The 13,069-nt window shown below is 47.1% G+C and carries 8 protein-coding genes; 1 reads left to right on the plus strand and 7 read right to left on the minus strand.

Annotation, left to right across the window (positions count from 1 at the left end):
• Together moaA and C7Y66_RS05445 are read right to left on the minus strand one after the other, a co-directional pair.
• Nucleotides 1–989, minus strand: a 989-nt coding sequence (gene moaA, locus C7Y66_RS05440) for a GTP 3',8-cyclase MoaA (RefSeq protein ID WP_106544823.1), incomplete at its 3' end; no start/stop codon positions are given.
• Nucleotides 990–1,082: 93 nt separating this feature from the next.
• On the minus strand, nt 1,083–2,528 hold the full coding sequence (locus C7Y66_RS05445; protein ID WP_106544782.1) for an MFS transporter: 1,446 nt from the start codon (nt 2,526–2,528) through the stop codon (nt 1,083–1,085).
• 364 nt (nt 2,529–2,892) lie between these two features.
• Between C7Y66_RS05445 and C7Y66_RS05450 the strand changes: the two genes are divergently transcribed.
• Nucleotides 2,893–3,399 (plus strand): PH domain-containing protein, encoded by a 507-nt coding sequence (locus C7Y66_RS05450; protein WP_106544783.1) that lies wholly within the window; start codon nt 2,893–2,895, stop codon nt 3,397–3,399.
• An 82-nt stretch (nt 3,400–3,481) separates the two neighbouring features.
• Here the strand turns inward: C7Y66_RS05450 and C7Y66_RS05455 are convergent, their stop codons facing one another.
• The 5 genes from C7Y66_RS05455 to C7Y66_RS05475 form a co-directional block, all read right to left on the minus strand.
• Nucleotides 3,482–6,388: a hybrid sensor histidine kinase/response regulator gene (locus tag C7Y66_RS05455; RefSeq protein ID WP_106544784.1), complete on the minus strand. Its 2,907-nt coding sequence runs from the start codon at nt 6,386–6,388 to the stop codon at nt 3,482–3,484.
• Nucleotides 6,389–6,524: 136 nt separating this feature from the next.
• Nucleotides 6,525–10,145: a GAF domain-containing protein gene (locus C7Y66_RS05460; protein ID WP_106544785.1), complete on the minus strand. Its 3,621-nt coding sequence runs from the start codon at nt 10,143–10,145 to the stop codon at nt 6,525–6,527.
• Between the two features lie 167 nt (nt 10,146–10,312).
• Nucleotides 10,313–10,837 carry a chemotaxis protein CheW gene (locus tag C7Y66_RS05465; protein ID WP_015157320.1) on the minus strand — a complete coding sequence of 175 codons (525 nt, stop codon included), beginning with the start codon at nt 10,835–10,837 and terminating at the stop codon, nt 10,313–10,315.
• A 13-nt stretch (nt 10,838–10,850) separates the two neighbouring features.
• Nucleotides 10,851–11,213 carry a response regulator transcription factor gene (locus C7Y66_RS05470; protein WP_015157319.1) on the minus strand — a complete coding sequence of 121 codons (363 nt, stop codon included), beginning with the start codon at nt 11,211–11,213 and terminating at the stop codon, nt 10,851–10,853.
• Between the two features lie 129 nt (nt 11,214–11,342).
• Nucleotides 11,343–12,599, minus strand: a complete 1,257-nt coding sequence (locus C7Y66_RS05475; RefSeq protein WP_146149739.1) for a response regulator — start codon at nt 12,597–12,599, stop codon at nt 11,343–11,345.
• Between the last annotated feature and the right edge of the window lie 470 nt (nt 12,600–13,069).

Consider the following 13,069-nt stretch of genomic DNA (forward strand, 5'->3'; position numbering starts at 1 on the left):
AGATGTGTATAAGAGACAGTGGTACGGGCATAAGTTCCGGCAGACGTTCCAGACTCTCTTTGTTTGTAATTAATCTCCGATTTCAGGGCAAGTAGTTGGGCTACTCGATCGCGAATTTCAGTAGTAGGAACGCCAGCGCGCAGGGCAGATTTAAGGTCAATTTGTCCCATTTCGTTGAGTAGACAGGGACGCAACCAGCCATCGGCAGACAGACGCATCCGATTGCAGCGATCGCAAAAACATTCTGACATTTGGCTGATAAATCCCAGCGTCCCTTTTGCCCCAGGAATTTGAAATACGTCAGCAGGTCCATTACCCCGCACTTGCGACTCGACTAAGCCGTAAGCCTCGCAGATGCGCTGGCGTAACTCAGCCGAAGCAACCCAACCGCGATCGCCAAATAGTTGTGAGTTACCGATAGGCATAAATTCAATAAACCGGACGTGCCAGTAACGAGTTAGGGTAAGGGCGGCTAAATCTAAGACTTCGCAATCATTTACCCCAGGAATCACGACGACATTCAATTTCAAGGGGTCGAAACCCACCCGATGCGCGGCGAGAATGCCGTCCCAAACCTGCTGCCAACGGGAACGTCCGCGACTGCCCACAATGCGATCGAACACTTCAGGATCGAGCGAGTCGAGGCTGATATTAATCCGTCTTAACCCGGCATCGTAAAGATTTTGTGCCTTGTTTGACAGCAAAAATGCGTTTGTTGTCATCGCCAGGTCTTGAGTTTGAGGTAGAGTTGCGATCGCCCGGACAATTTCCACAACCTGCGGATGCAGTAACGGTTCGCCACCAGTCAATCGAAATCGCGTAAACCCTACTGGAATGAATACCTCGCGAATTAAAGTTAGCAATTCCTCAGCCGTCAATAGCTGTTGTCGCAAAATATAATCCAGCTCTGCACCTTCGGGCATACAATACTGACACCGAAAATTACAGCGGTCGATTAAGCTAATTCGGAGGTAATCTACTTTATTCATGCTGTTTAGTCATTGGTCATTGGTCATTGGTCATTGGTCATTGGTCATTCGCAAATAACAACTGACAATGAACAAATGACTTGTAACTAATTACTATTGTGCAGAATTAGTCGCGCTTGTTGCAGGCTCCTGTGTTACTAATTGCGGTTTCCGTAAGTAACGCAAAACTTGCGTAAGAGGCTGGCTGCGCGGTTCGCGGACGAAAATTAAGGGAAATAAAGCAAGTAAACGCACAATAGTAGAAATAATAAACACTCCAGGTAGACCACCAATCGCGTCTAAAGTTGTGAGTTGGCTGCCTACAGTTGTCCCCAAAGCGCCAAATACACCAGCAGTGGCAGCAGCGATCGCAAAATAACTGGAAGGATGGGACTTGGGTGCTAATTCCATTTGGATATTGTTACTACACAAGTCAATTGCTGCCCACAGGGAACCTTTAACCAGGTGAATGAGCGGCAACCACAACCACAGCGATAATAAGTTATTTCCCGTTCCCAGCCAAAATAAAGGTAAAACTCCCACTAAAATCCCTACTATCAACAATAAGGGACGATTCCCCAGGCGATCGGCTAGCTTACCCCAAACCAGCAGCATCACCAAGTTCGTGCCTGCATGGAGACTCGTATATAAAGACACCCAATTGAGGTCTAGTTTTAAATTGTCTAGCAAGTAAAGGTTATAAAACGGCACGATTAAGTTAATCGCAAATGCCCACAAACCGAAGTAAAGCAGAAATTTGACAAAATTTAAATCTCGGAACAAGCTAAAAATTGGCGGCGGTTGTATGACTTCTGCTACTGCTAGAGAATTTGATTTTGATGGCGATAACAGCGATGGTGGTGGCAATTGGGGATTGACATCGACCATAAAATTTTGACACGCCAAACTGACGATTCCTGCAATAATTCCCAATCCCAAGACGATCCCGTATCCTTGAATGGTGCTACCAGGCAGAATTGAAATCGCAAATCCGGCTAGTGGTACGGCGATTAAAGTCGTCAAACTTGCCGCACTATTGCGAAAGCCAAAATATCGACCCCGCAAGCGATGGGGGACTAAAGCCGCCATCCAGCTCAACCATGAGGAAGTACCCAAGCCTGCAAGAATGTTGCTAGCAAAAATTGTTACCAAAGTCAAACTGACTAATTGGTGAGAGTTAGTATTAAACCAAACAATCCAACAAATACCTGCGATGGGAATTAACCATAACAGTCGTGCGGGGATAAAAGTCCACCAACAAAAAAAGTGACGGCTGCTACTTCGTTCGGCTAAGTATGCTCCTAATGGTTGTAGTAAACTCGTCAGCATTGGAATCGAAGAGAGCATCCCAACTTCTAGAGGATTTGCCCCCAACTGAAGCAAAAAGTTAGTTAGTAAGACACCACTGGTAACGCTAGAAAAGATGGCAGCAAAAACACCATCGATAGTAGAAGCCTTGAGGCTAGTCCGAAGGACGGGTTTAGAAATTATCGGCGGCTGGTGGGTGGTGGTTAATTCTGTTGCAGCCGCTAGAGGTTGCGTATTGCTGAGAGCTGACAAGGTTTCTACAAGAATTGAGTAAATAGTGAGTTTATGCGATCGCGCTCTGCCAACTTAACATTTTTCAACGCCTATAATTAGCGGTCGAAAAGGCTCGTTTAGCAGCATTTCGAGCAGCATAAGTTAGCTCGAAAGAGGTGAGCAAGTGTCAAGGGGAAGAAAGATTTTGATATGATAGCAATTCTCGATTGCGTGCGTGACGTTTGTAGTAGGGGCGCACAGCTGTGCGCCCCTACAGATCGCTTATTTTACCCACTCGAAAACCGCTATGAATTGGTAATGGGTAGTTGGTAATGGGTAGTTGGTAGTTGGCGATCGATACTACAGTCAAACTATTCTGAAGTTTGAAAAGTGGAGGGAACTTATGTATACGGGTACGGTTTTCAATGCCCCTTGGGATAAGTCACTCATTTTCAGTACTATGCTCTTTAGCTCTATTTTGCTAGGGGTAGCTTTGATTGGCTTATTAGTAGGGGAAGAACGGAACAATTTTTTCTGGCTACTAGCAATGGTTGTACTACCTCTAGCAATTCTTATTGCATCGGCGCTGTTCGGTGTTAGAGGATACAAACTAACAAATGACGCACTTTACATTCAGCGCTTTGGCTGGAATTCTAAGATTCCATTAACGCAGCTAATCAATGCTGAGAGCAATCCGTACGCTATGGACAACTCGCTACGAACGTGGGGAAATGGGGGATTATTTGCGATAACTGGACGGTTTCGCAACGATCGCCTTGGTTCCTATCAAGCTTATGCTACCGATCCCCTGCGATCTGTAATTTTGAGATTTCCGCAGCGCACGATCGTCCTGACTCCAGATAATCCAGAACAGTTTGTCAGAGAAGTGCGATCGCGGCAAATGATGTAGGTAAGTCAAAAGTTAAAAGTCAAAAGTCAAAATCAGCCACTCACTAATTACAAATGACGAATGACAAATGACCAATGACACTTTATCGAACTAACTGAGCCACAGTTGCCAAAAGTTCCTGATGCGATCGCGATTTATTGATATAGCCAGTTGCACCTAATTCCATTGCTGCCGTCCGATTTTCTGCATCAGTATTAGCAGTCAAAACTAAAAAGGGAATTTGGGCAAAACTTGAAGATTGACGACAGTAGTGGAGTAATTCCAAGCCATTCATTTCTGGCATTTCTAAATCGCAGACGATCGCCCCTAAATCAGGATGCGATCGCAATTGTGTCATTGCTTCACGACCGTTATCTGCTTGTACCACTTGATATCCAGCCTGTTGTAGCGTCAGCGCTAGGGTTTGTCGCCAAGTGAGAGAATCATCGACTAACAAGATTTTTGCTCCCACAGCAGATGGTTCTGATTGTAGCTGCGGGATTGAAAGCATAGGCGTAACGCTATTGAGTAAACTGCTATCCTTATCACTCCTCACCTGCCCCATGCCCTGAGTTACTTGTCGCTCTATTACGTACTTTGCTAAAGCAGTACTGTCAATCGCGAGGGTAAGTTTGCCATCAGCCAAAATACTACCACCATAAACATAGCTAGGTGGAACGATCGTCGGGTCTAGCGGTCGAATCACCAATTCTTGTTCGCCGATCGCCTGGTCTATTTCTACTGCTATAAGTTGGTCTTGATAGCGTAGCAATACAATGCGTCCTTGTAGAGCGGTGGAACTATTGGCGGGAGCCGTTAGCGGCGCAAAATAGGGCAAAATTCCTTTCAGGGGTAAAACAGGAATTAACTGTTCTGCATTTGCTTCACCCCATCGCAATACCTTACCTCCCCGCCAAGGGCGCAATTGTTCTGGTTGAGGGAGTAAGATTTGCTCGATCGCGCTCCCGAGTAAAGCATAGGTAGTAGAACCAACCTGACAGAGAAATAATTTCGCAATTGTCAAACTTAAGGGAATTTGGAGGATGAAAGTCGTACCGCGTTGGGGTTGAGAATAAACTGCGATCGCTCCTTGAAGAGAATGTAACTGAGCGCGAACCACGTCTAGTCCCACACCTCGTCCTGAAAGGTTGTTCACCTGAGCCGCAGTCGAAAAGCCTGGTTCAAAAATAAAATCCATTAGCTGAACTTCGCTGAGACTGCTAGCGTCAACTGGTGAAACTAAACCCATTTCGAGCGCTCGTTGGCGAATGCGATCGTAGTTAAGTCCTTGTCCATCATCTTGGATTTCAATTGTCAGGTGGCTGCCTTGATGAAAAGCACGAATGGCAATTCGACCCGTTGACGCTTTCCCCAATTGCGATCGCCTAGACTTAGGCTCAATACCATGATCGAAGGCATTGCGCACCAAATGCAAAAGGGGGTCGTAAAGTTTTTCAGCGACGGCTTTGTCTATTAATACTTCTTTACCGCTGAATTCCAGCGTTACAGACTTATCGTGCAGAGTTTCTAGTTGTCTTAAAATGGGGGGCAGGCGATCGAAAACAACGCTGACGGGAATCACTCTTGCCGTCAAAAAATCATCTCGCACGCTATTTAACAAGCGGCTTTGTTTTTCCAACATCTGGCTAGACTGACGAGTATAGAAGTCAATTTCATCCCCAGTTGCTTGTAGTTGCGCTCCATTTGCTAATAAAGATTGCACCAACATGGCAAGTTTACTAGAACTGTCTTTTTCCTGTAAGTCTAGACGCTGCTTGAGTTCCATCAACATTTGCTGTTGCAGTTGGATTAATTCAAGTAACCCTTGCATCCCGCCTTGTAGTTTTTCATCTTGTAAAGTCTGGCGGTTTTGATTAGTCAGCAATTCGCCAATCGAATAATTCAGCCGCTCTAAATGCCCGACATTAACTCTGACTGTATCCGACATAGCTGCATCTCTTTTCGCTAAAGATGAAGGTGGCGACACCGATCGCTCGGAGTTAGTATTGGTTGCTGTGGTGACTGTCTCTGACGGCTCTGATGGTTCTGCTTCCTCATCCTCTACAGGTTCGGCGATCGTCCAGATTGACTCTAACAAGGAGTTTTCATCTTCGGGAGTCGGGAGTGGGAGAGTGGGAGTCGGGGAGAAGAGAGCTGGGGGAGTTGGGGAAGAAGAGCTTCCTTGTCCCCTTGTCCCCTTGTCTTCCTTGTCTTCCTTGTCTTCCTTGTCCTCTCCTCCCACCAATTCCAACAACTGCGCCGAAGGACTCCCACCTCCACTGCGATCGCCTGCTAGGATGGATGCTTGCCCTTGTTGAAAGTCTGCTAGGGCGACTTGGGCAATGGTTATCGCTTTGTCGGGATCGCCAGCCAAAGCTGCGATCGCCGCACTGGCGATCGCTCCAAATCCCGGTAAATTTAAAGACTCTGCCAAGCCCAAAAAGACTTCGGCTTGAGTTTGCAGCGCGATCGCGATCGTCTCCACTTCCCCACCAGCTAAAGCGCGATCGATCTCTGCCAGGCGTTGAGCTACTCCAACTTCAAAAATAGATTTGGTGACATCAAACCCCAATTCATCTGAGTTAGGAATTTCAACTTCTGACGCGAAATTAACTCCTAGTTTTGCTTGCAATTCGCTAAAAACTGCGGCAGCGCGATCGAAGACTTCGGCATCATGACTGTGGCTGCCAGTAATTTCTGCCATCAAAGGGGTACGCAGGCAGTCATAAGCTTCAAATAGTAAGGCTTCCGTTTCGCGATCGAGCGTGACTTCCGGTCGGCACAGGTGGCGGAAAATATCTTCAAAAGAGTGTGCGATCTGCTTGATACTGTCCAAACCAACACAAGCCGCCGAGCCTTTAAGCGTGTGAGTTACCCGCATGAGAGTATGAACCTTATTCATACTCCACTCGGCTTTCAGATTCAATAATTCCTCTTCCAAAACTTGCAACAATTGCGGTGCTTCTTGGAGAAAGTAAGCATAGCTTTGTTCGTGGAGCGAGTCGTTCATACTAGGGGTGAGGAGTTAGAAGTTAGGGGTTGGGGAGGGACAAGGGAGACAAGGGAGACAATTCAAGTTACAAGTCGCAAGTCGCAATGACTAGCCACCAGCCACTAGTCACTAGCCACTCCTGACTCCCGACTCCTTACTCCCGACTCACAATAAACTTACTAGCACTGGCTTGTAGTTCTTGTGACATGATGAGTAATTCGTGGAAGGCGATAGATAGCAGAGTGGCATCGTCGGAGGTTCTGGTAGCAATATTTGCCACTTCGGATACGGCTTGGGTGACGGACTGGGACTGCTGAGTTTGCGATTGGGTGGCTTGATTAATCCCGGCAACGAGTTGACCGATTTCGGCGGTGGCTTCCACGATCGCAGTGAGGCTAGAGCGGGTATCGCTGACTAAATGACTGCTGGCGATCGCCTGTTGCACGCCTGTTTCCATTGCTTGGCTGACTTGCGCCGTGCCTGCTTGGATCTCTTGCACGAGCTTGCCAATTTCTGTGGTTGCTGTGGCTGACTGACGGGCAAGCGATCGCACTTCATCGGCAACTACAGCAAAGCCTCGACCGTATTCTCCGGCTCTAGTCGCTTCAATCGCAGCGTTAAGGGCGAGGAGTTGGGTTTGAGTCGTAAAATTGCCGATCGCGTCTACGGCTTTAGAAATCTTTTGCGAGGAGGCACTCAAGCGCTGGATTAATTGGCTGGTTTCTGCGACTGTCTCCCGCAAGGCAAGAATTTCCTCCACCGTGCGGTTCATTGCTGCATCCCCCTGCCGTACGGTCTGGTGGGTGCGTTGCGCCGCTTTTTCTACCTGTGCGGCATCGGCAGCTACAACTGTGGTAGCATCAACCATCGCTTGAATTTCGGTCATGGCACGCTGTAACGCTGTCAATTGTTGTTGTGCTTGTATCGTCAGTGCCGACATTGCCGACTCGCTATTTTGGGAAGTTTGGCTAACTTGTGTCGATGCCGTTTGTAATTGCATGACAATTCGCCGCAGGCTTTGCAAGGTATTATTGTAAGCATCCGCGATCGTCCCAACTTCATCATCTGTGATGGGAGCGCGGACTGTCAGATCGCCATTTAGAGCGGGGCGCACGGCAACGAGTAGCTGCATCGCCCTTTGCTGAAGTTGTTCTTTGGCTACTTTTTCCCTTTGGACGAGTTGTTGCAACTGTTCTGTTTGAGTGCGAATTTGTTCTAGATAATTTACTTTTTGTAACGCTGCGCCGACTTGGTTACCTACTTGTGCTAGAGCACTGACTTCTGTTTCTTCCCATTCACGGGGCGCAGAATTCTGATAGGCTGCGAGTAAACCCCAGAGTTCCTGCTGAACGAAGACGGGGACGATCGCGTAGGCTTTGGCTTCCATTTGCTCTAGCAGCTCCACATGACAAGCAGAGTGTCCTGCTGTATAAATATTGTTTACAGCTATAGTTCCTCCTTGGCGATAGCGTCCGCCTTGGGTGTCTTGTAAGTGGCTGTCTTCAATTACGGGTAAGACCTCTAGCAAGCTACTCCACCCAGCAGCCACGGATTCTGCGACAAACTCGCCGCCCCAATCGGGCTTGAATTTATACAAAACTACGCGCTCGGCTGCTAGCATTTGCCGCACTTCTTTCGGAATAATTTTGTAAATTGCCGACTCCGTATCGAGCGATCGCAATAAACGACTGGTAATTCGAGTCACAGCTTGTTCTATAGTTGCCGCACGGCTCAATTTTGCCGATGTTGCTTGGACTTGCTGTAATGCCTCTGCCTGTTGTAGCGCAATCCCCAAAGGGTTACGTACTTGCAGCATAATTTCTATTTCCTCTGCTTGCCAGTGGCGCGCTCCAGAATTTTGATAGGCAGCTAGCAAGCCCCACAACTTATCCCCTTGATAAACTGGTATGGTGATGTAGGCTCTGGCTTGGAATTTATCGAGCAATTCCATATAGCACGCCGAAAAATCAGCCTTGTAAACATCATCGACTTGAAGATATTGCTTGTCTCGCAGCGAACTACCCTTGTTATTTTGTAAGAAAGTATCAACGGTAGTCGATCCTGGCGCAGGTATATCTTTGACGACACAGCCTTCATCGTCCGTAAAGTTATGCTGGAGGCTATCGTCTTGTTTTTGCGCTTCTAGTAGCGATCGCCACCCAGGTGCAACGGATTCCGCCACAAACTCCCCGCCCCAATCGGGGTTGAAGCGATAAATCACAACTCGATCCGCTTTGAGTAATTGGCGTAATTCGTAGGTCGTGGTTCTAAATATATTATTGATATTCAAAGACTGCCGGATCTTATCGATAATCCGAGTCACGGTACGTTCCCGTTCGGCAGCTTGGGCAATTCGATCGGCTTGAGACTGCAATTGCTGACGGACTTCTGCCTGTTGCAAAGCAATTGCCAGGGGATTGCTTAGTTGCAGCATGATATTGACTTCCCCGTCTTGCCAGTGGCGGGGACCAGAATTTTGATAAGCAGCTAGCAGTCCCCATAGTTTCGTATCTTGGAAAATGGGAACGATGACATATGCCCGCGCTTGGTATTTCTCTAAGCTGGCGATATAACAGGGAGAAAATCCCGCCGTGTAGATATCATCCACGCGCTTAAATCTTTCCCCTCTAGCGTAGCCACCACCTTTTGTATCTTGCAAATAGGTATCGGCATCGGCGTTAGGAGTATAGGCTGTTAAGTTTCTTAACGTACAGCGGTCTTGGCTGGCGCGATCGCTTTTTAAAACTTCGTCTCCCTCCTGCGCTTCAATCACCGAAACCCAGCCAGCAGCGACGGACTCCGCAATAAATTCCCCACTCCAATCGGGATTGAAACGATAAATTGCCACTCGATCTGCTTTGAGTAACTGGCGTAATTCTTGGGTAGTCGTGCGGAAGATGCTGCCAATGTCGGGGGAACCTTGAATTTTTTCAATCACCCGCGCTAAGACTTTTTGCTGTTCGCCGAGCGATCGCAACAGAATCTTGTATTCTTCTGGTTGTACGAGCAAGGCTAATTCAGTGGCAACTCGATCCAGCAGACTGATTTCGCTTTCCGTCCAACTACGAGGACTCTGGCATTGCTGCGCCACCAACAGACCCCATCCTCCCTCTGGCAAAGCAATCGGGACGCTTAAGCTAGCACAAACTTGAAACCGTTCTAGCAATTGAATTTGATAGGGACTCAAGGAAGCTTGATAAATATCTGCTAGAGCGATCGCGGGCGAGTGTTGGTATGCTTGTAAACTTTCTGCCCCAAACATCCGCACTGCTAGAGTTTCCCCCAAACTCGGGGTAAAATCTCCCACCATTGCCTCTGCTAAAACAACACCTTTTTCCTCATCCAAAAAACGATAAATTAATACTCGGTCGGCTTGCAGATACTGACACACCAGATGAGCTGTCGTTGGTAACAGTCCGTCTTCTGCTGCCGCTTGTCGCATCACGCTGGCGATCGCGCTCAATCGTTGCCGTTCGCTTTTGAAGCTACTAGCAGTTGCTACATCCTGGTCTTTCATTCCCATTTGAAGCATTTGTGCCAACTGCTCCAGCTGGAGAAACTTAGCTCTAGCTTCCGGTGCAGTCAACAATCCCGCTTGTTCTAATTCCGCTTTCATGGCATTGACTAGTGCGGTAGGTTGAGTTGCATCTGCAACTGCGTCACTAGCAGACTGCTGCGTGCTATCTAAAGGTGGCAGTATTTTTGTGCTACCGCGATATTGTTGTCTCTGCTCTGGTAGTTCCTGTTCTTGCTTAAATAAATTTTTAAATTGCATTAGTTGTTAGTTGTTAGTTGTTAGGAGAGTGAGTAATGAGTATTTATCAGTGTAGAGACGTTACATGTAACGTCTGTACAAAGTTATCAGTTGTCAGTAGAGAGTAGTGTGCGGTGCGTGGTGCATCTTCAATTCCGAATTCCGAATTCCGAATTTTGAATTCTCCCCTATCCCCTATGCAGTTGCCACATCGGACAACGGGCGATCGCCTCGGGGTCGAGGACTATAGCATCGGCTTGAGGCAGGTATCCTTGTAGAAAGGGTAAGGTTTTGGCAGCAAATAAACTTGCTGTTGCTGGTTGAATCTGACTCGGATCGTGCCATTCGATATCCTGTACTTGCGATACCACTAGACCCATTGACTGTCCTTCAATCTGCATGACGATCGCCATCAGCGGGACGCTGGCGATTTCTGAGGCGACAAGGGGCGGATAGTCGAGAAAGAGATTCAGATCGACTAGCCACAGCATTTTTCCCCGCCAGTTGCAAATTCCCAAAATGCATTCAGGCATGGCGGGTACGGGTAATATTTCTGCTAATACAATTTGTATAACTTCGGCAACGTGAATTAAAGCTAGCAAACCGCTATCTTGGGAGCCGAGGCGACAGCGGAGAAACTTTTCCTGGGAGGATGGTGCTACTCCATCCAGTCGCAACGAACTCGTTTTAGCTAGAGAATCAAGTATTTCCATAAGTTCTCTAAAACTATAAAATAAACTGTTGGATGACTTGCAATAATTGTTGTTGGTCTACTGGTTTAGCTATGTAAGCATTTGCACCTAACATAGAACCCCACAGGCGATCGACTTCCGTACCTTTGGAAGAACAAATCACGATCGGGATTTTCTTGGTTGCATCATTTGTTTTCAAGCTGTGACAGAGTTCAAATCCACTTTGACCAGGTAAAATGACATCCAAGATCACCAAGTCTGGTGTTTGCAATCTTAGCTGTGCCTCGGCTTCTTCACCGCTTTGCACGCCAATTACCGTTAATCCTATTTGTCTGAGATAGCGGGTTAATAGTTCGGCATCAGTCAAACTATCTTCTACTAACAAAACTGTACTCACAAACTCTCTCCTACCAATTGCTCCAATTCAATTGTCCTGCTTACCACCCCCACTCGTGACAACAAGGCTCGGTCGATTTCAATCAATTCCATATTCCATCGCTGGTTTCTCGTCGGCAACGCGAGTATTTCAATCGCCGAATTCTAAATATTTTCTCACCACGTTGAGGATTTTCGGCGCTTCGATTGGTTTTGAGATAAATTCTGTCGATCGCACGACTTTGGCACGGACGCGATCGATAATCCCGTCGTTACTGGTTAAAATAATGGCGGGTGTATCTTTCAATACAGAAGTTCGGCGGATTTGGGCGCAAATTTCGTAACCATTGGCGATCGGCATGACCAAATCTAAGAAAATTAAACTAGGTTTATGTTCTAAAAGCATTGGTAGGGCAAGCACGGAGTCTTGCAAGCTAATGTATCGATAGCCTGCTTGGGTGAGAATTCTGCCTAACAACTGGCTATCTCTGGGACTGTCATCGATATAGGCTATGAGAGGACTCGTCGTCTTTGGCTGTGCGGTAGAAGACTGGGAACCTCTCTTGATGATGTGTTCCAGCTTCTCGCCAATATCCCCCACTTCAATCGACTTCATCCAGCCGCGCCGGATATAGGGGAGCAGAGATTGGGTGAGTAATATCGGGTCTTGTCGCAATCTCAAGGCTAAATCTCGCAGCGTTCGCTTACCATCTACCATCGATACCAGACTGCGGTAGACGACGGGTGAAGATTGTTGCTGCAATTCTTCGCGCTGCCAGATCAACGGAGCCACATTCGGTGAAAACTCTTCTAGTCCCGCCTGACACCATTTCTGCCAAGCCTGCTTTGCTTGCTGCCAAGAACGGTCTGGAGAGAGAAAAACTAAAGGCGCAGCATATAAGTTTTCTTCGGGAGTAAAAGTATAGCTCAGGGGCGGAAGGGAGCGATCGCGCAGCCACTGTTCCTGTTGCAGAATATCAAATAAGACTTCTGCTACGCTACCTTGAACCACTGATACCATTTGCTGGCGCAGTATCTCTCGTTTGCTCATCAATGCAGCTAAAAACTCATAATCGTCGCTGCGATATTTTTGTTCTTGGTAAAGGTGTATCGGATCGACTTGAATTTGAGGGCAGTACTGCGCCAACTGACGCAGCCAACGCCGCCGGGGATGCACTCCGCCTGCATCCCCAATCAGATGACCCAAGTGAAAATACAAACTCCACTGCTGCCGTCCATTGGAGTCTTGAATCTTCAACCTACCGTTCCTTAATTGCCCTTGGCTCCAAGCTTGTAGCCAGTTGTTTAGTTTCACTGTATATAAATGACTCTCAGTCATTGCCGATTCCATGTGGCAGATGCTTGTATTGGTAGTTGGTATGTGACAATCTAGTTCGTATTGACGCAAGATGTTCGCGCCGACTCACCTTCTCGGTAGAGCAGGTCAGCCTCAAATGCTACCTGCTGAATCGAGCGGTTCTACTCCTGGCATTTCACTCCATCGACTCGGTTACTAATTCTGATTAATAAGAATAAGAGAATTTGTGAATACTTAATAGTACTAGAAGCAAATTGTCAATTGCCAGTAATAATCTTTAGAAAATTAAGCTACTTGCAGATTTATATCGCTGTATTGCTCTGACTTTTTTCATAGAGCATAAAGTCTAAGCCCTCCTGAAGTCAAGCAGTTGTCCCACCCGAGCCAGCTTTCGCTATTGTCTTGTTTGTTTGCCCCTACTGCAAATTTATGTATCTTAAAATACCGCAGCTTGTACCTGAATATGATAATGGCTTTCTCTCGTTTCTAGACTAGAGCGATCGCAGAGATTTCTGTTGGTCTAATAAAGCCTTGTCGTTCTTGAAGGCGCACGATATGAA

Source organism: Chroococcidiopsis sp. CCALA 051 (genome assembly GCF_003015105.1).
Taxonomy (GTDB): Bacteria; Cyanobacteriota; Cyanobacteriia; order Cyanobacteriales; family Chroococcidiopsidaceae; genus Chroococcidiopsis; species Chroococcidiopsis thermalis.

Excerpts from the sequence above, each read along its gene's own strand:
- C7Y66_RS05450 (WP_106544783.1), top strand. The coding sequence starts at position 2,893 with ATGTATACGGGTACGGTTTTCAATGCCCCTTGGGATAAGTCACTCATT.
- C7Y66_RS05455 (WP_106544784.1), bottom strand. The coding sequence starts at position 6,388 with ATGAACGACTCGCTCCACGAACAAAGCTATGCTTACTTTCTCCAAGAA.
- C7Y66_RS05460 (WP_106544785.1), bottom strand. The coding sequence starts at position 10,145 with ATGCAATTTAAAAATTTATTTAAGCAAGAACAGGAACTACCAGAGCAG.
- C7Y66_RS05465 (WP_015157320.1), bottom strand. The coding sequence starts at position 10,837 with ATGGAAATACTTGATTCTCTAGCTAAAACGAGTTCGTTGCGACTGGAT.